Source organism: Sphingobacterium nematocida, assembly GCF_900168125.1.
GTDB lineage: Bacteria > Bacteroidota > Bacteroidia > Sphingobacteriales > Sphingobacteriaceae > Sphingobacterium > Sphingobacterium nematocida.
Window position 1 is genome coordinate 56,464 of record NZ_FUZF01000002.1, and the last position, 23,841, is coordinate 80,304.

General features: G+C 39.6%; 20 protein-coding genes and 1 other RNA gene. 13 read left to right on the forward strand and 8 right to left on the reverse strand.

Annotated elements, in window-relative coordinates:
* Nucleotides 1-114: 114 nt before the first annotated feature.
* From B5X76_RS22215 to B5X76_RS02475, 6 genes are all read left to right on the forward strand, one after another.
* The gene (locus tag B5X76_RS22215; protein ID WP_245800917.1) at nt 115-258 is read left to right on the forward strand and encodes a GIY-YIG nuclease family protein; all 144 of its coding nucleotides are present in this window, start codon (nt 115-117) and stop codon (nt 256-258) included.
* 567 nt (nt 259-825) lie between these two features.
* Complete coding sequence (locus B5X76_RS02455) at nt 826-3,894, forward strand: SusC/RagA family TonB-linked outer membrane protein (protein ID WP_079640897.1); 3,069 nt, start codon at nt 826-828, stop codon at nt 3,892-3,894.
* A gap of 15 nt (nt 3,895-3,909) precedes the next feature.
* On the forward strand, nt 3,910-5,622 hold the full coding sequence (locus B5X76_RS02460) for a RagB/SusD family nutrient uptake outer membrane protein (RefSeq protein WP_079640899.1): 1,713 nt from the start codon (nt 3,910-3,912) through the stop codon (nt 5,620-5,622).
* Nucleotides 5,623-5,806: 184 nt separating this feature from the next.
* Nucleotides 5,807-7,111: a ribosome biogenesis GTPase Der gene (der, locus tag B5X76_RS02465; protein ID WP_079640901.1), complete on the forward strand. Its 1,305-nt coding sequence runs from the start codon at nt 5,807-5,809 to the stop codon at nt 7,109-7,111.
* Nucleotides 7,112-7,141: 30 nt separating this feature from the next.
* Nucleotides 7,142-8,614, forward strand: a complete 1,473-nt coding sequence (gene cysS / locus B5X76_RS02470) for a cysteine--tRNA ligase (protein WP_079640903.1) — start codon at nt 7,142-7,144, stop codon at nt 8,612-8,614.
* Between the two features lie 24 nt (nt 8,615-8,638).
* The gene (locus B5X76_RS02475) at nt 8,639-9,508 is read left to right on the forward strand and encodes a DUF4440 domain-containing protein (RefSeq protein ID WP_079640905.1); all 870 of its coding nucleotides are present in this window, start codon (nt 8,639-8,641) and stop codon (nt 9,506-9,508) included.
* A 55-nt stretch (nt 9,509-9,563) separates the two neighbouring features.
* Here B5X76_RS02475 and B5X76_RS02480 read toward each other — a convergent pair whose 3' ends face one another.
* Nucleotides 9,564-10,934, reverse strand: a complete 1,371-nt coding sequence (locus B5X76_RS02480) for a peptidylprolyl isomerase (protein ID WP_079640907.1) — start codon at nt 10,932-10,934, stop codon at nt 9,564-9,566.
* A gap of 210 nt (nt 10,935-11,144) precedes the next feature.
* Between B5X76_RS02480 and B5X76_RS02485 the strand changes: the two genes are divergently transcribed.
* Nucleotides 11,145-12,215, forward strand: coding sequence for a lactonase family protein (locus B5X76_RS02485; protein WP_176140971.1), 1,071 nt, complete (start codon nt 11,145-11,147; stop codon nt 12,213-12,215).
* A gap of 55 nt (nt 12,216-12,270) precedes the next feature.
* Here the strand turns inward: B5X76_RS02485 and mtgA are convergent, their stop codons facing one another.
* A complete protein-coding gene (gene mtgA / locus B5X76_RS02490) occupies nt 12,271-12,999 on the reverse strand; it encodes a monofunctional biosynthetic peptidoglycan transglycosylase (RefSeq protein ID WP_079640911.1) in 729 nt (242 codons plus the stop codon).
* A 100-nt stretch (nt 13,000-13,099) separates the two neighbouring features.
* Between mtgA and mutS the strand changes: the two genes are divergently transcribed.
* Genes mutS through fbp form a run of 4 tightly spaced genes read left to right on the forward strand, consistent with a single transcriptional unit; the run spans nt 13,100 to nt 18,013 of the window.
* Nucleotides 13,100-15,706 (forward strand): DNA mismatch repair protein MutS, encoded by a 2,607-nt coding sequence (gene mutS / locus B5X76_RS02495; protein ID WP_079640913.1) that lies wholly within the window; start codon nt 13,100-13,102, stop codon nt 15,704-15,706.
* A gap of 33 nt (nt 15,707-15,739) precedes the next feature.
* Complete coding sequence (locus tag B5X76_RS02500; protein WP_079640915.1) at nt 15,740-16,447, forward strand: tRNA1(Val) (adenine(37)-N6)-methyltransferase; 708 nt, start codon at nt 15,740-15,742, stop codon at nt 16,445-16,447.
* A gap of 24 nt (nt 16,448-16,471) precedes the next feature.
* Entirely contained in the window at nt 16,472-16,966 is a 495-nt protein-coding gene (locus B5X76_RS02505) for a metallophosphoesterase family protein (RefSeq protein ID WP_079640917.1), read from the forward strand.
* A gap of 36 nt (nt 16,967-17,002) precedes the next feature.
* Nucleotides 17,003-18,013, forward strand: coding sequence for a class 1 fructose-bisphosphatase (gene fbp / locus B5X76_RS02510; RefSeq protein ID WP_079640919.1), 1,011 nt, complete (start codon nt 17,003-17,005; stop codon nt 18,011-18,013).
* Here fbp and B5X76_RS02515 read toward each other — a convergent pair.
* The gene (locus B5X76_RS02515) at nt 18,008-18,343 is read right to left on the reverse strand and encodes a MerR family transcriptional regulator (RefSeq protein ID WP_079640921.1); all 336 of its coding nucleotides are present in this window, start codon (nt 18,341-18,343) and stop codon (nt 18,008-18,010) included. The genes fbp and B5X76_RS02515 overlap by 6 nt on opposite strands.
* 228 nt (nt 18,344-18,571) lie before the next feature.
* On the opposite strand from B5X76_RS02515, the gene B5X76_RS02520 reads away from it, so the two are divergent.
* Nucleotides 18,572-18,934 (forward strand): hypothetical protein, encoded by a 363-nt coding sequence (locus B5X76_RS02520; RefSeq protein WP_139375184.1) that lies wholly within the window; start codon nt 18,572-18,574, stop codon nt 18,932-18,934.
* Between the two features lie 34 nt (nt 18,935-18,968).
* Here the strand turns inward: B5X76_RS02520 and accD are convergent, their stop codons facing one another.
* The 3 genes from accD to dprA all read right to left on the reverse strand — a co-directional run bounded on the left by accD (nt 18,969) and on the right by dprA (nt 21,443).
* Entirely contained in the window at nt 18,969-19,811 is an 843-nt protein-coding gene (gene accD / locus B5X76_RS02525; RefSeq protein WP_079640923.1) for an acetyl-CoA carboxylase, carboxyltransferase subunit beta, read from the reverse strand.
* Nucleotides 19,812-20,054: 243 nt separating this feature from the next.
* Nucleotides 20,055-20,152, reverse strand: an RNA gene (gene ffs, locus B5X76_RS02530) — signal recognition particle sRNA small type.
* A 190-nt stretch (nt 20,153-20,342) separates the two neighbouring features.
* Nucleotides 20,343-21,443 (reverse strand): DNA-processing protein DprA, encoded by a 1,101-nt coding sequence (gene dprA / locus B5X76_RS02535; protein ID WP_079640925.1) that lies wholly within the window; start codon nt 21,441-21,443, stop codon nt 20,343-20,345.
* A gap of 112 nt (nt 21,444-21,555) precedes the next feature.
* Here dprA and B5X76_RS02540 point away from each other — a divergent pair, with 112 nt between their 5' ends.
* Nucleotides 21,556-21,789 carry a hypothetical protein gene (locus B5X76_RS02540; protein WP_079640927.1) on the forward strand — a complete coding sequence of 78 codons (234 nt, stop codon included), beginning with the start codon at nt 21,556-21,558 and terminating at the stop codon, nt 21,787-21,789.
* A 76-nt stretch (nt 21,790-21,865) separates the two neighbouring features.
* On the opposite strand, the gene rsmG is transcribed toward B5X76_RS02540, so the two are convergent.
* The gene (gene rsmG, locus B5X76_RS02545; RefSeq protein WP_079640929.1) at nt 21,866-22,501 is read right to left on the reverse strand and encodes a 16S rRNA (guanine(527)-N(7))-methyltransferase RsmG; all 636 of its coding nucleotides are present in this window, start codon (nt 22,499-22,501) and stop codon (nt 21,866-21,868) included.
* Nucleotides 22,502-22,559: 58 nt separating this feature from the next.
* Nucleotides 22,560-23,702, reverse strand: a complete 1,143-nt coding sequence (locus B5X76_RS02550) for a glycosyltransferase (protein WP_079640931.1) — start codon at nt 23,700-23,702, stop codon at nt 22,560-22,562.
* Between the last annotated feature and the right edge of the window lie 139 nt (nt 23,703-23,841).

Sequence of the window (23,841 nt, forward strand, 5' to 3'; positions counted from 1 at the left end):
TGGAGCAGTGGTAGCTCGTCGGGCTCATAACCCGAAGGTCATCAGTTCGAGTCTGGTCCCCGCTACTAAAAGAAGCCCAATCGAGAGATTGGGCTTTCTTAATTTAATAGCGTTATGTTTACAGTTTACGTGCTTTATTCTCCTGCTTATGATAAGATCTATATCGGATTCACTAGTGATTTAGAATCTAGGTTAAAAAGCCATAATGAGTTAGCAAAAAAAGGTTGGACTATTCGTTTTAGGCCTTGGGAACTCTAATGAAGTTTATTGTGATAAACCAAGTGCTATGCAACGTGAAAAGGAATTGAAAAGTTCTCGAGGACGAGTGTATATAAGGAGTCTTATTGATTCGGGCTCTAATCCGCCAGCTGGCGGACATCAGTTCGAGTCTGGTCCCCGCTACTAAAAGAAGCCCAATCGAGAGATTGGGCTTTCTTGTTTTAAGGTTATTGAGCAGGGGTTTACGTAAGGAAGATGGTGTTGTAATTCCGACTCTAATCCTTTATCTGATGGGCATCAGTTCGAATCTGGTCGCCATTACCAAAAAAAAAGCTTAATCGGAAGACTAGGCTTTTTTTGGCGGTCACATCTAAAGTTCGTTTTGGAACTAGTTTTATCATTTATCAATAAATAATTGTCTTAAATGGATTTATCCGCAGTTTTGTTGCTGTAACTTTTTGGTTGTTAATGCAAACGATTGTCTAATTTACGCAAACGTTTGATGTTAATGTAGAGTTCTTAATCCTGTAACATTAAGTTAATTTGGAGCCATAAAACTAGATTGTGGTATCTGACTAGTTTACCGAGTACCTTAAATTAAAATTTATGAAAAAATGTTTTTCAAAGCCTTTTTTTGTAGCTGGATTCTATCCAATTACATCGGCTTTAATGTTGGCTCTCATAACACCTGGTTCGACCCGAGCAAATGCCTTTGCCGCAGAGCTAAGTATTCGTGTTGAGGAAGGACAGCAAAAGATTACTGGTAAGATAACTTCCAGTGCAGGTCCTGTAAGTGGTGCAACAATTACAGTGAAAGAGAATTCAACGTTGACAACTTCTTCCGATCAGGATGGTAATTTTTCTATCTCGGCGGTAACGGGACAGACTTTGATTGTCACGGCGGTCGGCCACGAGAAGGTAGAACAGAAAATTGTGGGTGGAACGATTCTGATTACATTGTTAGAATCTAGTGAAGCATTAGAAGAAGTTGTGATTGTAGGCTACGGTGTGCAGAAAAAAGAAAGTCTGACTGGAGCGTTGCAGGTTGTTTCTGGAGAGAAACTTCGTGATGTCACTACGCCCAACGTAGAGAATATGTTGAACGGTAAAGTCTCCGGAGCTTTTGTGGCTCCAGGTTCTGGACGTCCGGGATCAGGTGGTGCTGTTGTGATTCGTGGGCAAGCAACCCTAGGAGGGAATAAGAATCCAATATGGGTCATTGATGGTGTTATTGTGGGATTTGGTGCTGGGGATTTGAATCCCGATGATATTGAGACAATGACAGTATTGAAAGATGCCGCTTCTACTGCGATCTACGGTTCACAAGGTGCGAATGGGGTGGTCGTTGTGACGACGAAACGTGCGAAATCAGGAACATCAGATATTACGCTCTCCACAAGAATGGGTTTTAATCAGTTGACAAATGGTAATCTACAAGTGATGAATGGTCAAGAGCTTTACGATTACTATGCTTCCTTTTCAAATGCAAATACAATAAAGTTCCCCCGTTGGAATGAAGAATTACGAAATAGTAATTTTGATTGGTGGGATTTAGCAACTCAAAATGGGTTTGTACAAAATCATAATATTTCTGTTTCCAGTGGAACGGAAAAGTTACGTTCTTATTTATCCGTAGGGATGTATGATGAAAAAGGGGCGGTAAAAGGGTATGATTATAAAAGATATAATGTTCGCCTTAATCAGGAATATAAGCCATTTGATTGGTTGACAATTAAACCTTCAATTGTTGGCTCACGCCGTGGTGTGGAAAATCGTGAGTATTCTGTAGGAGCTATGTATTCTAATCTGCCTTGGGATAGCCCTTATGATGCAAATGGTAACTTGGAGCCGCATCGTTCGAGCAACTGGGTGAATAGTGCAAGTACTAATTATTTGTACGATTTGCAATGGGATCATTCCTCTGGTGTCAAGTATGAATTAATGGGTAATTTGGACTTTGTCGTGAAATTGACGGATTGGTTGACCTTTAATTCCGTGAATAATTATCGCTATATAAATGATGCCAGTGCCGGTTATACCGATCCTAGATCCAATGGTGGGTTGAGTGTTCAAGGTCGGATTACAGATTATAGAGGTGAAGTGGCTAGACGTTATACGAATCAGATGTTGACAGTGAATAAGTCTTGGGGAAAGCACACCGTGTTTGCTGTCGGAGGATACGAGTTTAACGACTATTGGTCTAAGAGTTTAGATGTTTATGGTACCGGTTTTATTCCAGGGTTTGAAATTTTAGACGTGGTCAGCAAACCTGAAAGAACAAAAGGTAAAATTGAGGAATGGGCAATGCAGTCTGTTTTGTCAAAAGCGAACTACACGTACGATAATCGCTATTTGGTAGAAGCGTCGTTGCGTCGTGATGGAGCTTCTAATTTCGGAGATAATGCAAAATATGGTAATTTCTTCTCTTTTAGTGGGGGCTGGAATATGCATAATGAAAGTTGGTTTAATGCACCTTGGGTAAATACCTTAAAGCTGAGAGCTTCTTACGGTTCTAGTGGAAATAGACCTAGTCGACTTTATCCACAATATAATCTATATTCTGTTTCTGCGGGTTATGATGAAAATCCTGGTGCATTGATTTTCAGAATTGGGAATAAAGACCTGACTTGGGAAAAAACAATGACAACTGGTCTGGGGTTCGATGCGACATTTTTGAATAACCGCATCCGTACGACTTTTGATTATTATAATAAAAAGTCGGATGATATTTTGTACGATCGTACCATCAGTCTAATGACTGGAGTAGGCGCTATCTATCAGAATATTGGAGCGATGAATAATAAAGGGATTGAATTGTCTATTGGGGGAGATATAATCCGTACAAATGATTGGTTGTGGAGTTTAGACGTTAATCTAGGACATAATGTTAATAAGTTAGTTGACTTAATTCCGACAAGAAATGCGGATGGTTCTTATTCTACAAAACCTCTCTTTATTGGAGATGGGGCTAACATCGCGGGGTCTGCCCAATATGTGTTAGAGCCAGGTCGATCTGTGGATACGTATTATATGAAGGAATGGGCGGGGGTCAATCCAGAGAATGGGAAGCCAATGTGGTATATTGTGAAGAGAGATGCTGATGGTACAGAAACATCCAGAGAAACTACTTCGGACTACTCTAAAGCAACGAACGAAAAGCTTGGGAAATCCTCACCGAAGTTGTTTGGCGGTTTTTCTACTGCAGTGCAATATAAGCAATTTGACTTAGGCGCGACGTTTGGTTATTCTATAGGCGGACATTTCTACAATTATTCCCGTCAAGAATATGATTCAGATGGAACTTATACCGATCGTAACCAGATGAGATTAATGGATGGTTGGAAGCGTTGGGAGAAACCAGGAGATATAGCGACACATCCTGTAGCGAGTTATAATAATCAGGATAAGGGAAATCAGGTGTCTTCACGTTATATTGAGAAAAACGATTTTTTACGCTTACGTTCGTTGACTTTAGGCTATAATTTGAAGTTGAATCAGTATGGAATGAAAAATGTGCGTTTGTTCTTCTCGGGTGAGAATTTATTTGTTTTGACAAATTATTCGGGAGTTGATCCAGAACTTCCTGCAAATGATGGATCCGTGTTGTCGTCGACAGGACCAGCAGTATATCCTGCTACACGCAAATATATGTTTGGACTTAATGTTTCATTTTAAAAAGAAGAAAAAAATATGAAAAAGATATTTATAGCATTATTGGTCTCAGCCAGCTTTGCGTCTTGTGATATAGAGCGTTTACCATATGGCGAAATGGATTCAGAAACTATTGTAAAAGATCCTGAGGGTGTTTTAGAAGGGCTTATGAATGGAACCTATGCCCAGTTGAAGTCTTGGTCGGATCCTATGCATAGAGCTGGCGAGTATGCGGGGGATAATATGATGATTCGGGGATCTTCTACAGATGCTTTCTATGAATTTATATCCTATGCCCGTACGCCTAACAATGGACGTTTGTCTCAGTTTTGGGATGCGAGTTATAAAGCGATTGCACAGTCTTCAAACATCATAAAGATGATTAAAGAAGGACAAAGCCCTGAAATTGATAGTAAGCTGGGCGAATGTTACTATATTCGTGGGATGCTGTACTTTTATTTAGTACGCGCTTATGGAAGACCTTATTATCAAAGTCCAGAAACGAATTTAGGGGTGCCGATTGTAAATGGTACACCAGATAATGTATTGGATATGACGCTCCCAGACCGTTCTACGGTAAAGGTTACTTACGAACAGATTATAGCGGACTTGAAGCGGGCAGAAGAGTTGATTGCCGACGGAGAAAATCATATTAAGGCTAGCAAGGAAGCTGCCCAAGCGATGTTGTCCCGAGTGTATCTGTATATGAGTGGTACATATGATAATCCTAACAAAGAGTATGCGCAGTTGGCAGTTGATTATGCAGATAAAGTAATTGGTTCTGGAAAATACAGCCTATTGTCACGTGCTGACTTTATGAAGTATAATACATTTACGCCGGAAAACAATAACGAAACGATATTTGCCATCAAGCGGGTAGCTTCTGAGTTTTCAGGTTATGATCACTACTACGGTGTAGGTGGGATGTATGCGAATATAGGTGGTATGGGCTGGGGAGAGATGTATGCTAGCGCGAAATATATTGATTTATTGAACGAGACAGGGCGTAATGATTGGCGACCTGCGAAATATAAAATGGTAGATGCACGTGCAAGTTTTATCGAACCTACTTATGCAAAGGATGCAACTACTAATAATTATAGGGAAGTTTTTCGTTTTATTAAGGAGGATGGTGTAAATATATTAAACTATGTTCAGGCTAATATTACACGTAGCGGGAATACCATTACGTGTAAAGATGGAGACGATACTTATACCCTAACAGTGGTGGACGCGTCACAAGAGATTTACTCTATAAAATATAAAGATGGGAAGACCTACACAGGTGTAATTGATAATTTTATTTCTTTAAACCGTGTTTACCCTCAATTCTATATAACGAAATGCTCGCGTGAAGGAGAAGATACGCACCTGCACTCTCCGGTTATCAGCCGTTTGGGTGAGGTTTATTTAAATCGTGCCGAGGCTTATGCAAAATTAAATAATTATGGGGCAGCATTGACGGATCTGAATATTATCCGTACGAGATCCATTGTAGGTGGTGGCTACGCATCCCTTGATGCAAGTAACGCGAGTGCGCGAATAGATAAAGAGCGTCAGTTGGAATTGGCTTATCAAGCTGAACGTAGTTATGATGTGTTTAGAAATGGCAAGGAGTTGACTCGCCAATATCCAGGGCCTCATAAGCAGTTTGAAATAGTGAATCCGACAGATTTTAGGGTTATATATTTTATTCCACAATCTGCAATTAACACGTACCCAGGGCCGTTGACGCAAAACCCAACAAGTTAATTAGTCTTTAAAGATCAAATTACTTCAATTAGAGCTCCGCTGGTTTCCTGCGGAGCTCTATGTTTTAATGCGGTATAGAAAAGAATAATACCAGTGATTTTACGTAACTTTGTCGCTTCTATTTATTGTTTAATAAAAGATTAGTTGCCGAGAGGGTAACGCGCGAGAAAAAAATATATAAGATATGGCAAACATTGTTGCAATTGTAGGTCGCCCCAACGTAGGGAAGTCGACCTTGTTTAACCGCTTGACGGAGAGTCGCAAAGCGATAGTAGATGATTTTAGCGGCGTGACACGCGACCGTCATTATGAAGTGGCAGATTGGATCGGTAAAAAATTTACTGTAATCGATACTGGTGGTTTTGTCCACGGGTCCGACGATGTTTTTGAAGAAGCTATACGCGACCAGGTCCATATTGCTATCGAAGAAGCTTCGGTTATTATATTTATGGTAGATGTGACGACAGGAATTACGGATTTAGATGATGAGATAGCGGACCTATTACGCCGTACCTCCAAACCAGTATATGTTGTCGCTAATAAGGTGGATCATGCCAAATTACATCATGATTCAGCAGAGTTTTACGCTTTTGGTCTGGGTGAAATCTATAATGTGTCTTCGGCTACGGGTTCTGGTACTGGAGAACTGTTGGATGCAGTCGTTTCTAATTTTCCGGAGGAAGAAGAAGAAGAAGATACACCACTACCTAAAGTTGCAATTGTAGGTCGCCCTAATGTAGGGAAGTCATCTATGACCAACGCATTGCTGGGAGTAGATAGAAATATTGTTACAGATGTTGCGGGTACTACAAGGGATTCTATCCGAATTCACTACAATCAGTTTGGACATGAGTTTTTATTGATAGACACAGCTGGACTTCGACGTAAAAGTAAGGTAAGCGAAGATATTGAATTTTATTCGGTCATGCGGACGATCAAAGCTTTGGAGGATTCCGATGTTGTCGTTTTGATGTTGGATGCTAACGATGGGATAGAAGGACAGGATATTAATATCTTTCATTTAGCAGAGAAGAATAAAAAAGGAATTCTTATTGTGGTAAATAAATGGGATACCATCGAAAAAGACCACAAGACGATGAAAGAATTCGAGGCTAGAATTAAAGAGAAGATCGCTCCGTTTACAGATGTGCCTATCTTGTTTACTTCTGTTACAGAGAAGCAACGTATTTTTAGAGTTGTGGAAAAAGCAATGGAGGTCTTCCAGAATAAAACAAAGAAAATCCCTACGTCTAAATTGAATGATGTGATGTTGGAAATTATAGAGAACTATCCTCCTCCAGCGATCAAAGGGAAATATATTAAGATCAAGTATGCAACACAGTTGCCAGGTCGTAGTCCGATGTTTGCTTTTTTCTGTAACTTGCCTCAATATATCAAAGAACCTTACAAACGTTTTGTAGAAAACAAATTACGGGAACACTTTGATTTTAGTGGTGTTCCTATTCAAGTGTATTTCAGACAAAAATAATTAGATCACTCCATATATTATCTGTTCTATATGCAACACAATCTAGCGGTATACAATACCCTTACGCGCAAAAAGGAAAAGTTTGAACCTATTCATCCTAATCTTGTCGGTATGTATGTATGTGGACCTACTGTCTACTCGGATGTACATTTGGGAAATTGTAGAACTTTCGTGTCCTTTGACCTGATCTTTCGGTACCTTTTGCATTTAGGTTATAAAGTACGTTACGTACGTAATATCACTGATGCAGGGCACTTGGAGGGTGATAATGATGAGGGTGATGATAAATTCGCGAAGAAGGCCAAGCTTGAGCAATTGGAACCGATGGAGATTGTGCAGAAATATACGCTCGGATTCCACGATGTATTGCGGATGTTCAATACCTTGCCACCAAGTATAGAGCCAACTGCAACGGGGCATATATCCGAACAGATTGAGATGGTGAAGCAGATCATCGATAATGGATATGCTTATGAAGTAAATGGAACGGTGTATTTTGATGTGGATAAGTATGTCAAAGCGCATAACTATACGGTTCTGACCAACCGTAATTTGGAGGATATGTTAAATAATACCCGTGAACTGGGGGGGCAGGACGAGAAGCGTGGCCGATTGGATTTTGCGTTATGGATCAAGGCCAAACCCGAGCACATTATGAGATGGCCTGCACCATGGAGTGTGGGGTTTCCGGGTTGGCATATTGAATGTTCGGCGATGAGTCGCAAATACCTAGGAGATCAATTTGATATACATGGTGGGGGGATGGACCTAGCAGCGACACATCATACCAATGAAATCGCGCAATCCGAAGCTTGTAATCATGTTCAGCCGGCTAAATATTGGATGCATACGAATATGTTGACGGTAAATGGAGCACGTATGTCCAAATCAGCAGGAAATGGATTTCTACCCGGCGAATTATTTACAGGCAATCATCCCCTTCTTGAAAAGGGATATTCTCCAATGGCTGTTCGTTTCTTTATGTTACAAGCACATTATAGAAGCACATTGGACTTTTCAAATGAGGCGCTAGATGCTGCGGAAAAGGGATACAAAAGACTAATGTCCGCTATAGCGCTATTGGATAAAATTACGCCAGTCGGTAAGACGAAGATAGACGTGGATCTGGACGAGCTGCGGAAGCGTTGTCATGCTGCAATGGATGATGATTTTAACAGTCCGATATTAATAGCTGAGCTTTTTGATGCTGTTCGCCTTATTAATTCTATTTATGATGGCAAACAACAGGTTAACGCACAGACGTTGGATTCCATTAAGCAACTGATGCAAGAGTTTGTATTTGATATCATGGGGTTGAAAGATGATCAGATTGCTGGCGATAGTGAGAGCATGGATGACTTGATGGAGTTGGTGATTAATCTTCGAAATGAAGCTAAGCAAAATAAAGATTTTACCACCTCTGATCGTATTCGGCAGGAACTGTCTGCAATTGGAATTCAGTTGAAAGATAGTAAAGAAGGAACACTTTGGAATAAGATTTGATATTGTAGGTTCAAATTGTTTTAAATGAAGTATAATAGGTTTTTAACCAGCATATCCCTTAGTTGTTTGATGTTGCCGGCGCAGGTATTGTTTGCCCAATTGCCGGACAAGGTGGGAGGCTTGATAGCAGCCGATAGAAATGCGGCCACTATTTCTAGAACACAATCTCCCCATGCGGCATTTTCTTCAATTATAGATAAGGAGTCCGTCTTTTATGTGCCTTCGGCTGTAAACGCATTTAACTACCTAAATAATCGACCAAATATTCCGGACGTATTGTCTTGGGATCCTAATTTTGCTGTTGTTTCGAAGAGCTTGGAATGGGGTGTCACTTCTGGTAAGATGGAATTCCAAAAGGTCGGAGCAGTAAAGCGCAATGGTCAATACTTGACCATTTGGAAGCGTGGTAAAAAAGGAGACTGGAAAGTTGAGTTACGGGCCGAAGTGGAGAATTATGGTAAGAACGCGGCTAAAGAAATGTGGTACCACGAACCAGATGATTCTTGGTATCTCAAACACCGCTCGAAGGTGCGTCTTCAACAGCGAGAAGATGTCGTTATGTCTACGGATAAACTGTTCTCTACGGTGCTGAAAGCAAATAATGAGACCGCTTACTCCGAGTTTCTAGCTGATGACGTTCGTTTTTATTACCCTTGGCAAGAAGAAATTTCAGGCAAGAAGAATGTATTGTCTTTTCTCAAGAAACAACGGATAGACATCGTCACAGAACCTACTGATGTGGGGAGGGCTTATAGCGGAGAGTTTGCATATTCTTTGGGTACTGCAATGGTTCATTCCAAAGAAAAGGATGTTAAGTTTAACTACATACGGGTATGGCAGCTAAAAGATGATTATCAATGGCGGGTTATTCTAGAGATGTTGTTTGAGCGATAAGATCTAATAAATTATTAAAAAAAGAAGGGGAAAGTTTAACTTTCCCCTTCTTTTTTTAATTGCCTTTAGCAATTTTGTCTTTATCGTTGATCCAGACTTTTAGTTCATCACATGACATGAACTCTGGATTTATATCAATGTAAGTTGTTTCTCTTCGGGATTCAAACCATTCACTCAGGGTACGGTTTACTTTGTCCTGACGTGCAGCTTCTTTGATCTTGGCAAAGTCCTGATCCAAGTTCGCTTTATGGGGAGCTATTCTTGATTTAAGATAATATATGCGGTAAGATGTTTCGCCAGTTCTTTTATCTGTATACAAAGTAGCTTTAGAAATATCGCCCTCTTTTAGTGGGTCTATTGCATTAAATACCGCGACATCATCTAATTGATCGACTGGTATTAAAGTAGAACGATCTTCCATATTGGTTACTACACCGCCATTATATTTGGTTTCTTTATCATCCGAATATATCGATGCTGCGGTATTGAAGTTCATTTTCTTTAAGTCAACAATAAGATTGTAAATACTATCTATTTTGCCTTTAGCACGGTTGAGTGCAGCCTGAGTAGGTTTACTCTTAACAAGAATATGACGCACATTTACCTCTTCCCCACGTCTTTCTAGAACCTGAAGAAAATGGAATCCAAATTGTGTTTCGAATACAGGGGATATTTCTCCCGCTTTTAGTCTAAATGCTTGTGCTGAAAATTCCTTTACCCAAGCATCCCGCGTGTTGAAGCCTAATTCCCCACCATATGGAGCAGAGCCATCTTCAGAGTGAAAACGCGCAATGGTTCCGAAATCTGAACCATCTAGTATCTGCTTGCGATATCCTTCAGCTTTTGTGCGGAACTGTTCTTTTTCTTCTTTCGTCAAAACAGGGTTGATAACCAATTGCGCATATTCAATCTCTGTATTGAAATAAGGCAAGCTGTCTGCATTTAGACCTTGGAAATATTTTTTTACCTCTTGAGGTGTTACATCTACTTTAGAAACCAATTGTCCCTGCATTTTGTTTCCTTTTAATTGCTCGGCTACAGCTGGGCGCATTTCTTCTTTGTGTTGTAGGATAGACCGGTTTAAAAATTCTTCCAATCGCTCCTTGCCACCAGCTTTTTGAATCATCGAGCGGATACGGAAATTCAACTGATCGTCGATTTCACTTTCTGAGACTTCGACCGAGTCAATTACGGCTTGTTGCGCCAGTAGCTTTTGTGTTAACAATTGCTGAAGTATATAACATTTTATTTTGTCGTTAGGAGGGTTTCCTTGTGCTAGAAACTGCGTGTACTCCAATTCCAGATCCGACTGTAATATATGACTTGACCCTACGGTCGATATTACGCGGTCTACTAGTTTATCTTGTCCAATGACAGGTGAGAAGTATGTCGATAGAATAAGGAGTATCCCTAAGATTTTTTTCATGTTTGATTGTAGCTCAATATTTGTTTACAAAAATATCAGAATAATTTGTAAAAGTTGTATTTTTCACCTGAATAATCATTCTAAGGTTTTATATTCCAGCTTTGTCTGATGTTTTTTTACGAATATAGCTTTTTGGTGAGCGTAAACATGGTTTTTAACGAATTTTAACTTGACTGAAATATGTTTGATTTGAAGAAGATAGTATCATTTATGACTAGTTTATTAACTGTTGGTTTGTTTTCCACGGCTGTAGCACAGAAGACAACTCTTTACGTAGGCACGTATACTGGAAAAGGAGGAAGTGATGGCGTGCAGTGCTATGAGTTTGACGAGTCTAACGGACGTACAAGCTTTAAGTCAACCTTGAAAATGAGCAACCCATCTTTTTTGGTAAAAAATGGACAGGTATTATATGCTGTGAATGAGGATAATGAAGGAACGATTTCAGCGGTGGATTTGCAAACGGGAACTCTTTTAAATCAACTACCTACAAAAGGCGCACATCCTTGTCATGTTGCTATTAGCCCAAATTTGCCTGTTCTTGCAGTATCCAATTACTCTGGAGGCTCTCTTATATTATTCTCTATTAAGGAAGATGGAAGACTGAATCAACAGGAGGATTTTATTCAGTTTGAAGGGAGTAGTGTCAATACAGAAAGACAGTCAAAATCGCATATTCATTCCGCTTTTTTTTCAAAGGATGGGAAAAGACTTTTTGTATCTGATTTAGGTGCAGATTTGATTTATGTGTATGAAGTAAAAGAGAAGGCCGGGCGATTTACGTTGCATCGCATGGATGTGATTTCGGTGAAAAAAGGAGGGGGACCCAGACATGTTGTGGTTGCTGCTGATGCAAAGACTATTTATTCTGTATTAGAATTGACTGGAGAGTTGGCTGTATTCCAACAGAAAGATGGAGAATGGAAAAACACACAGACACTGCCTATCTATAAAACAGGTTTTGTGGGTGAGCATGGTGCCGCTGATATTAAAATCTCAGGAGATGGAAGGTACGTGTACGCTACAAACCGAGGCGATGCCAATGTGATAGTCTGTTATGACGTGCTAAAAGATAAATCTTTACGCGTCAAAGATGTTAGTTCTACGGCGGGGATCTCTCCTCGAAATTTAAATATTTCGAAAAGTGGCAAGTGGGTGTTTGTAACGAATCAGGTAAGCAATGCGATAACCGTTTTCAAACGCAATCCTAAAAAGGGTACGCTTCATGCGGTGGATTCTTCAATGATATCTGTGCAAAAGCCTGTTTGTGTCATTTATTAAATCTATTAACCAGAGGTTGATTCATTCACTAGCTGTGCATCTTAGTTGAATACCTTTATTCGGGTATGTCGTAATGCCCCAAGTAACGTACAATACTGTTTGCCCTTGAGTTGACGTAGTTCGACGGACGTCGCGCATCCCATTGTCTAGGATTTGGAAGAATTGCGATAATTAAAGCGGCTTCCTTCTTTGTTAAGCTTTTAGCTGATTTGTTGTAGTAATAATGCGACGCGGCTTCTGCCCCATAGACACCTTGTCCCATTTCAATAACATTAAGGTAGACTTCGAGGATACGTTTTTTACTCCATAGGATCTCGATGAGAAATGTAAAATAAGTCTCAAGACCTTTTCTTAGCCAAGAACGTTCTGGCCATAGAAATACATTTTTTGCGACTTGCTGACTAATCGTGCTTCCGCCGCGTAAGGGTTTCCCGGATTTATTTTTTTCTAGGGCCTGTTTGATGGCATTGGTGTCAAATCCATTGTGAGTCATAAAATGTGCATCTTCGCCGGCTAGGGCTGCTCTTTTTAAATTGTTTGATATCTCATCATAAGGCAGCCAAGCTTTTTCTATTTTAAAGCCTTTACCTTCGGACTGCCATTGAAAGCCTCTTTTTATCATCAGATAGGTAATAGGGGGATTTATAAATTTAAGACACAGTACCCAGAAAATGGTCAGGACAAAAAAACCTCCGATAATACGGATCGACCATTTTTTTAGTTGTGCCTTCCATTGTACTGGAACTGTTTTCTTCTTTTTGTAGTTGTTGCGTTTTATTGCCATGACCTAAACTGAATTTCGATGCAAACCTAAATAAAAACAGAGACCTTGCCAAATCCCCACAATTCTCTTATTTTTACACCTCAACAAAAAAAGATTCCCATTGGCAAAGGCAAAGAAAGAAACCCCTCTAATGCAGCAATACAATAGTATTAAGACGAAGTATCCTGGTGCATTATTACTATTCCGTGTAGGTGATTTTTATGAAACTTTTGGCGAGGATGCGATCAAAGCTTCCGGTATATTAGGTATTGTCTTAACTAAGCGTGGAAATGGTTCCGAATCCGAGACTGCGTTAGCTGGTTTTCCGCATCATTCTCTTGAAACTTACTTGCCGAAATTAGTGCGTGCGGGACAAAGGGTAGCGATATGTGATCAGCTAGAAGACCCTAAACAGACGAAAACAATCGTTAAGAGAGGGGTGACAGAGCTTGTCACACCGGGGGTATCTTACAACGACAATATCGTACAGCAAAAATCCAATAATTACCTAGCCTCTGTCTATATGGACAAAAGCTCGATTGGAATTTCTTTTTTAGATATTTCGACCGGAGAGTTCTTGGTAGCACAGGGAAATGCCAATTATATCGACAAGTTACTGCAGGGGTTTAAACCTACCGAAGTGATTATGCCCCGTAAGCAGGCTAAAGAATTTGTTTCGCAATTTGGTAGTCAGTATTATACCTACTCGCTGGAAGAGTGGCCGTATACTGGCGATTATGCCGAGGAAAGTTTGTTGAGACATTTTGAGGTAAAGTCATTGAAAGGATTTGGGATCGATCGCATGCCTACTGGGATAATTGCTGCCGGAGTCTCCTTGCACTACCTAAATGAAACTGAACACCGTAACTTACAACATATCACACATATTGCTCGGATTGAGGAAGATCGATATATGTGGTTGGATCGTTTTACGATTCGTAATTTAGAACTTATCGGTTCGGCAAATGAAAACGCTATTACGCTATCCGATGTATTAGATGAAACCGCGTCACCGATGGGGGCTCGTTTGTTGAAACGTTGGATTGTAATGCCATTAAAAGATAAAAAATCGATACAGGAACGGCTGAATGTTGTTGACTATTTTTATCAAAATCGGGAATTGCGCGATGAACTGGTACGCGAGATTAAGCAGGTCGGGGACTTGGAAAGATTGATCAGTAAGATCGGGTTGCAAAAGGCAAATCCACGAGAAATATCTCAGCTTAAGCGTTCTCTATATGCTGTAGAGAAATTAAAGACCCTGACTAATATTGACGCATCCGAATCTTTATCTATGATTTCGGAACAGTTGAATCCCTGCTCTATTATTAGGGACAAAATAGAGAAAACAATTCAGGCTGAGCCACCCGTTGCGTTAAATAAAGGGAACGTTATTGCGGATGGCATTGATGAAGATCTGGATAAATTACGTAAAGTTGCCTTTGGCGGCAAGGGCTACTTGCTGGAAATACAACGACGTGAATCTGAAGCTACCGGTATTCCATCCTTAAAGATAGCTTTTAATAATGTATTTGGTTACTACTTAGAGGTAACAAACACACACAAAGACAAAGTTCCGACATCTTGGATACGAAAACAGACTCTGGTAAATGCCGAACGATACATTACGGAAGAACTTAAAGAATACGAAGAACAGATTTTAGGAGCTGAAGAGAAAATACAGGCTATTGAAAACCGTATTTATGGCGAATTACTAATAGCCATAAGTGAATACATAAAGCCTATACAGCTGAATGCACAGTTGATTGCTAAATTGGATGTCTTGCTCAATTTTGCGGTCATTGCAGAGAAAAACTATTACATTAAGCCGGAGATCAGCGATACTAAGATTCTAGATATTAAAGGTGGGCGTCATCCTGTGATCGAACGTAATCTTCCTGTAGGGGAAGATTATATAACAAATGACACCTACTTGGACCCAGAGACACAGCAGATCATCATTATAACGGGACCCAATATGGCGGGTAAGTCAGCATTATTACGACAGACTGGCTTAATCGTTCTGATGGCTCAGATTGGAAGTTTTGTGCCAGCGAAGGAAGCGCATATTGGGCTGGTAGATAAAATTTTTACTCGTGTAGGAGCCTCTGATAACATCACATCAGGAGAGTCTACTTTTATGGTGGAGATGAATGAGACCGCGAGTATTATGAACAATCTATCTGACCGCAGTTTAATTTTGTTGGATGAAATAGGAAGAGGGACTAGTACTTACGATGGTATCTCTATTGCTTGGGCTATTGCCGAGTTTTTACATACACACCCATCCACACGAGCTAAGACGCTATTTGCTACGCATTATCATGAATTGAATGAGCTTAGTACATCTATGCCTCGGATCAAAAACTTTAACGTATCTGTCAAGGAGGTAAATAATAAAGTAATCTTTTTACGTAAACTGGTGCCAGGTGGTTCTGAACATAGTTTTGGTATACATGTCGCCAAGTTGGCCGGGATGCCTCCAAGATTAATTGGTCGGGCCAATGAGATTCTGAAGAGATTAGAGCAGGAGCGTACAGGAGGAGAAAAAATTAAAGACAGTATGCGGAAAATCCAAAAGCAGGCATATCAGTTACAAATGTTTGCCATCGATGATCCTATCTTGGAGAAAATAAGGGATATGTTGAATAATTTGGATGTCAATACGTTGACTCCAGTAGAGGCACTTATGAAATTGGATGAGATACAGCGGTTGTTGAAAAATTAGATAGTACATATTCAGGGGTAACTTTTGCAGTCTATGGGATCGGTGTTTAAGTTTAAAGAGTTTGAGGTGAACCAAGAGGGCTGTGCGATGAAGATCAACACGGATGGGGTTTTATTAGGGTCATTAGTAGAAGCAGCGTGCCCCGTTCGGATCCTTGATGTTGGTTCGGGGACGGGCGTGATAGCAATGATGTTGGCACAACGTTTTCCAGAAGCTCTCGTGGATGCTATAGATATCGATGAAGTAGCATTTTTTAGGAGCGAAGAAAATTTTCTAAAATCACAGTTTGCTGATCGTATGACTGCTTATTGTGGTGATTTCGAAACTCTGGAACCAAGCAATAGATATGATCTTATTGTGAGTAATCCACCCTTTTATATAAATACACTTCATAATCCGGATCAACGAAAGCGGTTAGCCCGTCATACCGATCTGGATTTTTTTAAACGATTAATACGATTCTCCAAAGAACGGTTGGTAGAAGGGGGTACATTACAGCTCATTTTGCCTGCGGATCTGAGTGATGAGATAAAAGTTTATACGGATTCGGAAGAACTAATACTAACCAGAACGGTAAATGTGCAGTCGTTTAGCGATACAGAGATTATCCGTAAAGTTTTGACTTTTAGCAAATCAGAAAATGACAACAAACAATGTAGTAACTTTGTGATTTACCATCAGAAGGGGATTTATTCAAAGGATTATAGGTCGGTTCTAAAGCCGTTTTTTCTGGCTTTTTGATAATTTGAGGATCAATAGAAATATATTATGAAGATAGGTCTCTTATCCGATACACACAGTTACTTGGACGAAGCCGTCTTCAAGCATTTTGAAAATTGTAATGAGGTCTGGCATGCAGGTGATTTTGGCAATGTAGCTATTATAGATCAGTTGAAATCGTTTAAACCTTTTAGAGGTGTCTATGGTAATATAGATGGAAAAGATGTTCGGGTAGAATGCCCAGAGCACTTACGTTTCGACTGTGAAGGCGTGGATGTTTGGATGACACATATCGGAGGGTACCCTGGGAGGTATGCCGCAGCAGTCAAACCAACAATTCTAGAAAAACCTCCCAAATTATTTATTTGCGGACATTCTCATATTTTAAAGGTTCAATATGATCCAAAGCTGTCTCTATTGCATTTAAACCCGGGTGCAGCAGGAAAACAAGGCTGGCATAAAGTGCGTACCTTGATGCGGTTTGAGCTTAATTTGGGTAAAATTGAGAATTTGGAAATAATAGAGTTGTTTAATCGGTAAATATTTTCATATTTTTGTTTTTTATAAAAATAAATTATGAAATCCTTAAAAACTTTAGGTCAGTTTATTATTGAAAAACAAACGGATTTTCCTTATGCAAAAGGAGAGTTATCCCGCTTGTTGCGTGACATTGGAATCGCAGCTAAGATTGTCAACCGTGAGGTCAACAAAGCTGGATTGGTCGATATTTTAGGTACAGTTGGAAACAATACCAACGTATTTGGAGAGAATCAAAAAAAGCTAGACGTTTATGCCGATGAACAATTTATAGCAGCGCTAAAGGACGGAGGAGAGTGTTGCTTCGTAGCTTCTGAAGAACAAGAAGAAGGGGTAGAGCTGACGGACGCTGGAGTTTCTAAAAATGCGAAGTATATTGTTTGTATAGATCCTTTGGATGGTAGTTCGAATATAGAGGTGAATGTCTCCGTGGGGACTATCTTCTCGATATATCGACGTATCAGCCAGGTAGGTGAGGCTTTGACTCAGGAAGACTTATTACAGACAGGCCTACGTCAGGTGGCAGCCGGTTACATCATCTATGGCTCGTCAACGATGTTAGTGTATACAACAGGTAAAGGAGTTAATGGATTTACATTGGATCCTTCTATAGGTGAGTTTTGTCTATCACACCCAAATATGAAGATTCCTACCCAAGGACATATTTATTCGGTGAATGAAGGGAACTATCTGAAGTTTCCACAAGGTGTCAAGAATTATATCAAATACTGTCAGGAGGAAGATGCCGCAAGCAACCGCCCCTATACATCGAGATATATCGGGTCTATGGTTGCAGATATTCATAGAAATCTTCTCTTGGGAGGAGTTTTTATCTATCCCCAGACATCGTTACAGCCTAAAGGTAAGTTAAGATTGATGTATGAATGTAATCCAATTGCTTTTATTATAGAACAAGCGGGAGGAAAGGCGACCACTGGGACGCAAAGGATACTGGAAATTATACCAGAGGAACTTCACCAGCGTGTGCCAGCTATATTAGGTAGTACCGATATGGTGAATAAAGTATTGGAGTTTATGGACAAATCATAAACTATCTCTTACTTCCATTAAAAAAGATTTCAATCGCTCTAGAGAATCAATAACACGTTGGTTCTCTTTTGCTTCTGTCTTATTCGTGCGTAAATAGTCTCTAGCACCTTGTAGGGTATAGCCTTTCTCTTTGACTAAGTTGAAGATGATTTTAAGATTAGCAATGTCATTTTGTGTAAATAACCTATTTCCCTTTTTATTCTTTTTGGGTTGAAGAATATCAAATTCACGTTCATAAAAACGGATTTGAGAGGCGTTCACGTCAAACATCTGGGTTACTTCGCCCATTGTATAATACAATTTGTTGATTTCGCGTTCTTTGTAAGGCATACTAAATAATCTGTTTTGAACCAGTAACAAACTTAGACAAAATGCTTGGCATTCACGAATACCTAATTAAAAAAAACAAGGTTTATTACGGTTATGTGGGGGCTATGGTTATCTTGATTGGTTTGTATATTTTTGTGTTATGAAATATTCATGTAGCAAAACCGCACAAACACGAATGAATATAATTTGGATATTCCATATGGCAGCTGAAAATCAAGTCATATACATATGAAAGGTAAAGTAATTGTTAGCTCGTTTCTCACCCGTTTGTTTTCAGCAGGAAGAGCGAGTGCTGTGACTATTTTCCCTTTCATTTTTGTGAAGACGAGGAAGCTACGAGAAGATGTGGTGTTGATTAATCATGAGCAGATACATATCGCCCAAGCGTTAGAATTGTTCGTATTCCCCTTCTATCTGCTTTATCTACTCGAATTCTTGATCCAGCTAGTGCGCCATAGAGATTTCCATCGTGCCTATAGGAATATAAGCTTTGAACGGGAAGCCTATTATAATGAGACGGATTTAGACTATATGAGGTATAGAAAGGTCTGGAGTTTCACCAGATATTATATTCAACAAAAAGGCTCTTAGAATTCTAAGAGCCTTTTTGTTAGGGGGTAATGTTTTATTTGACAAGTTTCAAAAATGTAGAAACCTTCTCTTTAAGTTGTCTACGATCGACGATGAAGTCTAAAAATCCATGCTCCAAAACAAATTCGGAAGTTTGGAAACCTTTAGGTAGATCTTTCTTGATAGTCTCTTTGATGACACGAGGTCCAGCAAACCCAATGAGTGCGCCAGGCTCAGCAATGTTAATATCTCCTAACATCGCATAAGACGCCGTAACACCACCTGTTGTTGGATCTGTCAAGAGGCAGATGTAAGGGAGTTTTGCTTGGCTCAAAAGAGCTAATTTCGCAGAGGTTTTTGCCATCTGCATTAATGAAAAAGCAGCTTCCATCATACGTGCTCCGCCTGATTTCGATATCAACATAAATGGTAGTTTATGTTCGATACAGTAATCAATAGAACGGGCTATTTTTTCACCTACAACAGACCCCATAGAACCACCGATGAAATTAAAGTCCATACAGGCAATCACAATATCTTGGCCATCTAGCTTGCCGTGTGCACTCCGAAGAGCATCTTTTAAGCCTGTTTTAGCTTGGCTTTCTACCAATCGTTCACTGTACGGCTTGCTGTCTACAAAATGTAAAGGGTCACCTGCAGTTAAATTAGGGAACAGTTCGGTAAAGACGTTGTCATCTAATAAAATAGAAAAATAAGCAGCAGATCCTATACGGATATGGTAACCGCAATATTGACAAACGTAATTGTTTTCAATTTGTTCTAAGTTTAAAAGAGGCTTTTTACAAGAGGGACATTTATTCCACATCCCATCGGGAGCTTCTTTTTTATTTTCTGTTGCGGTACTAATACCAGCTTTGTTTCGTTTAAACCAACTCATACATTCGTGTTAATTCGAACTGCAAATAAACGAAAAGAAAGTTAAAACTTAAAAGTTAATGATAGGTAATGTGATAATTGACCTAGAAATAGACCGGCTTAGCCGTAGGAAAGAACCGGGTATAAGGCACTTCAAGGGACTTTAACGGACTTGAGCAGACTTTAACGGACTAGCTGGTTTTTTTAGAATAAGATGTAGAAAGTTTTTGTAGAGTATACAGGAAGGTAAATTTTAGGCAAAAAAAATGGGTAAGCTCCCTTTATCGCACCGCTCAACCAAATACCCTTGCTTTGTTCCCAACCTGGGGGAGTCAATGGGAGCTGGTCGTAAAGGACTTACCCACCACAAAAGTAGGAAAAAAAACCATTTACAAAAAACTAAAATCCGTTTAAATCATACGATTCTGATAGTCAGCTGAAAAGAATTCTATTTTTTTGCTGTTAGAGTTATTTATGAGGAGGTAATACTGCAATATGCGTCAGCAAGTAACGATAACTGGAGTCTATAATAAACAGAATGTTGCTAGATTCATTAGATTAATTTAAATACTTTCCCTGGTAAAGAGAGTAGGTGTCCTTTTATTTCCATCTCCAATAAAATGATTGCTAATTTGCTTTGTGGCCAATCGCAGTAGTTTGCAATTTGATCTATTGTGCTCTGTTCAAGTTCTTGTTCGGCAAGAAAGCTATGTACTTTTTGTTCGTCACGACTTAAATCCGGAGGTGTGATAACGAGTTGTTTCTCAGTTTTACTAGGAGATTTTTCCCAATTCATTAGGTAGCACAGGTCATCGGTGTGGCGAATGAGGTGAGCTCTGTTTGTCTTTATCAAATAGTTGCATCCAGCAGAGTACTCCTGCTCTACAGAGCCTGGAAATGCACAAACATCCCTATTGTAGCTATTTGCTATCTCTGCGGTAATGAGCGCACCACCTTTCATCGCGGCTTCTATTACGATTGTGACATCGGACAGGCCAGCAATGATTCGGTTTCGCATCGGGAAATTTGGCCTATCTGGATTAGTGCCCGATGGGAATTCCGTTAGTAATCCGCCATTATCCAACATTCTAGATGCGATCTCCCGGTGAGTGGCGGGATAAATCCGGTCTAGGCCGTGTCCTAATATGCCTATTGTTGGGATTTGCTGGTTCACCGCATTTCGGTGCGCCAATACATCTATTCCGTAGGCTAGGCCGCTTATCACCTGTACGTTTAGTGTACGGAGTCCTTCGATCAATTGCTCGCATATACGTTTGCCATAATGAGTCGCATTGCGTGTCCCGACGATACTGACAGCCCGAGAAGGATTAAGCGTTGCATTGCCTTTGTAATACAGTAATATTGGTGCATCTTCACAGTTTTTGAGTCGACGTGGATATTTGTCGTCTTCTATCCAAATAGCCTCAATCTGATGTTTTTCGATGAATGCCAATTCGGATTCAGCTTCTTGGATATAATCTCGGGATAAGATGCTGTCAACGGCAGAAGGCCCGATGCCCGGAATGGATAGTAATTCTTTTTTCGAACTATTGAAAATAACATCTACTGACCCGCAGTGGTTCAAAAGGTTTCGGCTCAGTTTCGGGCCTATTCCCTTAATTTTTGTTAAGGCAATTTTATCTAGTATGTTCATAATCGGTACTTAAACTTAAGGAAATTCTATCGTATATCCAATATAATTCTTCCAAAGTATAAGGTGTTACTACATTGATATTGCTAACTTTGTGGTTTAAAAGTAGGGAATAATGGAAATGCAAGAGCCTTTTGATATTGAAATTGGAGATACTGTATACTCAGTTTTTCCAGATGAGAAAGATACTTATACTGTTTTTAAGGATGGTAAGGAGTACGTTCAGATTATTAGAGATACGGATACCCAGTGGTTGAAACTACATCCTGAAACCGGCTTGCCTATGTTTGGAATGGACGAAGAAGTTAACATTATTGGTAAACGAATTTCTGAGGAAATCGATAGTTAAGTTGATGGGGTATACTACATTAAAACAGGGCTGTTTTTTTGACGCAGCCCTGTTTGATATTTTCATTGTGAGGATATTACATTGGTACGTATACAACATACTTCGTGTCAAAAAAGTCTTCTTTAAAATACGATGATAGCGGATGTAATTCGGCCTTCAACTTAGATTCCTTTATTTCTTCTTTTAGATCGCCGCCTTTAAGATATAATATGCCATTTGGTATTCCATTTTTATCCTTCTTTTCAAATTTGTTTCTGATCCAAGGAGCGAAGTCAGCAAGTCTGGTCACAGCGCGAGAAACCACAAAATCATATTTGTAGTCCAATTGTTCTGCACGAATATGATCTGCTTCTACATTAGTTAGGCCGATTGCTTCAGCGACACCGCGTACAACTTTTATCTTTTTACCGATGGAATCAACAAGATGAAATTGGACTTCAGGGAATAGTATGGCTAACGGTATGCCTGGAAAACCACCCCCTGTCCCCACATCAAGGATTCGTGTGCCAGCGACAAACTCATGTGCAAATTTTGCTATACCCAATGAATGTAGCACATGTTTTAGGTATAGACTCTCTATATCTTTCCGGGACACAACGTTGATTTGGTCATTCCAAAAAGGATAAACTTCCTCCAGTTTGGCAAATTGTGCTTTCTGGGGTTCTGTAAGATTTGGAAAATATTTATATATAATATCTACTGTAGGATTCACGATTTTTATAAATTATAATATATGATGTAATACGATCTTTAAACAAAAAGGTTTTGAACTATTTCCAGGACCTTTGTTTCTTCCCTCTATTAAACAGACCATTGAGGCAGATGTAGAAGTAGAAGAAACAGTCTAACACGGGTAGCCAAAACAAGAGATCCGTGACTTGCAATTTACGGAAGATTGGACGGAACACAATAATTTGACACAAATAACGTAACAAAAAGGCTCCCAATGCCAAATACCATAATCCAGGAAACAATGCAACGCAAATAAGAAGTGTTGTGTAAAATAAGAATGCGGTTGCCAGTTGAGTGCCTAGCATACGCTGATGAGATTTTTTGTAAGCTATCGATGCACCAGAATGCCGTGCTTTTTGTTTGTAATAGGTTTTCCAGCTGTCTTTAGCAACAGAGTAAATATGTGCATCAGGGTGTATAGCGATATTTGCATTGTTCTTCGTTGCATTTTGATTGACAAATAGATCATCATCCCCCGATTTGATGTGCATGTGTGCATTAAAGCCTTTTCCCCTGAAGAATAAGCTCTTTAAGTAAGAGAGGTTTCTTCCTACTCCCATATAAGGATTCCTTTTTAATGCGTAAGAAAGATAGCTCATCGCAGTATGGGTTGTCTCAAAACGGATAAGTTTATTTAGAAAACCGCTGGTCTTAAAATATGGCGAATAGCCTAGCACAATTTCTTGAGATGTACTGTATGCTCCTCCTATTTCTTTTAGCCATAAAGTTGTTTGGGGCTGACAGTCCGCATCGGTCATTACCAAATGTTCATTTTTGGCAGCTTTGATCCCTAGCGTCAATGCAAATTTTTTGCTGTGCTTAAGTTGTATGTGCTCCTTGATCTCGACTACGCGAAGATGGGGATACTGCGCTTGGAAACTCTGTAATACCCATTTACTTTCGTCACTTGAACAGTCATCGACTACGATGACTTCATAATCGGGATAGTCTTGTTGCAGAATAGTAGGCAAGAACGTCTTTAGATTCTCTTGTTCGTTATGTGCACAAATTATTACTGATATCGAAGGAAGACTGTTTTCCCCCTGATAAGATTGCACCTTGTATCGGGCTAATTTGTTGTAAACAAATAGGATATAATAAAGCTGGAGTAATAGGAAAAGACCTAAAATTCCGTAAACGATATATACAATGTTGGGGCTGATATAACTGTACAGATTCATATGAAATGCCAAAGATAAGGCGTTCTTTTTAATACTTATAACATTATGCGTTAAGAATTGCTAATTAAATAGCAAAGGTGTCGTAGGCTCAAAATTTTATAGTATTTTTGCGGTGATTTAGATAGATATGAAATATTGA

What these genes read in the sequence shown, in the direction of transcription:
- B5X76_RS02485 (WP_176140971.1), top strand. Translation starts at nt 11,145, where the DNA reads ATGACTAGTTTATTAACTGTTGGTTTGTTTTCCACGGCTGTAGCACAG.
- accD (WP_079640923.1), bottom strand. Translation starts at nt 19,811, where the DNA reads ATGAGTTGGTTTAAACGAAACAAAGCTGGTATTAGTACCGCAACAGAA.
- B5X76_RS02460 (WP_079640899.1), top strand. Translation starts at nt 3,910, where the DNA reads ATGAAAAAGATATTTATAGCATTATTGGTCTCAGCCAGCTTTGCGTCT.
- B5X76_RS02520 (WP_139375184.1), top strand. Translation starts at nt 18,572, where the DNA reads ATGAAAGGTAAAGTAATTGTTAGCTCGTTTCTCACCCGTTTGTTTTCA.
- B5X76_RS02480 (WP_079640907.1), bottom strand. Translation starts at nt 10,934, where the DNA reads ATGAAAAAAATCTTAGGGATACTCCTTATTCTATCGACATACTTCTCA.
- B5X76_RS02455 (WP_079640897.1), top strand. Translation starts at nt 826, where the DNA reads ATGAAAAAATGTTTTTCAAAGCCTTTTTTTGTAGCTGGATTCTATCCA.
- B5X76_RS02550 (WP_079640931.1), bottom strand. Translation starts at nt 23,702, where the DNA reads ATGAATCTGTACAGTTATATCAGCCCCAACATTGTATATATCGTTTAC.
- B5X76_RS02475 (WP_079640905.1), top strand. Translation starts at nt 8,639, where the DNA reads ATGAAGTATAATAGGTTTTTAACCAGCATATCCCTTAGTTGTTTGATG.
- B5X76_RS02500 (WP_079640915.1), top strand. Translation starts at nt 15,740, where the DNA reads ATGGGATCGGTGTTTAAGTTTAAAGAGTTTGAGGTGAACCAAGAGGGC.
- fbp (WP_079640919.1), top strand. Translation starts at nt 17,003, where the DNA reads ATGAAATCCTTAAAAACTTTAGGTCAGTTTATTATTGAAAAACAAACG.
- B5X76_RS22215 (WP_245800917.1), top strand. Translation starts at nt 115, where the DNA reads ATGTTTACAGTTTACGTGCTTTATTCTCCTGCTTATGATAAGATCTAT.
- mtgA (WP_079640911.1), bottom strand. Translation starts at nt 12,999, where the DNA reads ATGGCAATAAAACGCAACAACTACAAAAAGAAGAAAACAGTTCCAGTA.
- B5X76_RS02540 (WP_079640927.1), top strand. Translation starts at nt 21,556, where the DNA reads ATGGAAATGCAAGAGCCTTTTGATATTGAAATTGGAGATACTGTATAC.
- B5X76_RS02515 (WP_079640921.1), bottom strand. Translation starts at nt 18,343, where the DNA reads ATGCCTTACAAAGAACGCGAAATCAACAAATTGTATTATACAATGGGC.
- dprA (WP_079640925.1), bottom strand. Translation starts at nt 21,443, where the DNA reads ATGAACATACTAGATAAAATTGCCTTAACAAAAATTAAGGGAATAGGC.
- der (WP_079640901.1), top strand. Translation starts at nt 5,807, where the DNA reads ATGGCAAACATTGTTGCAATTGTAGGTCGCCCCAACGTAGGGAAGTCG.
- cysS (WP_079640903.1), top strand. Translation starts at nt 7,142, where the DNA reads ATGCAACACAATCTAGCGGTATACAATACCCTTACGCGCAAAAAGGAA.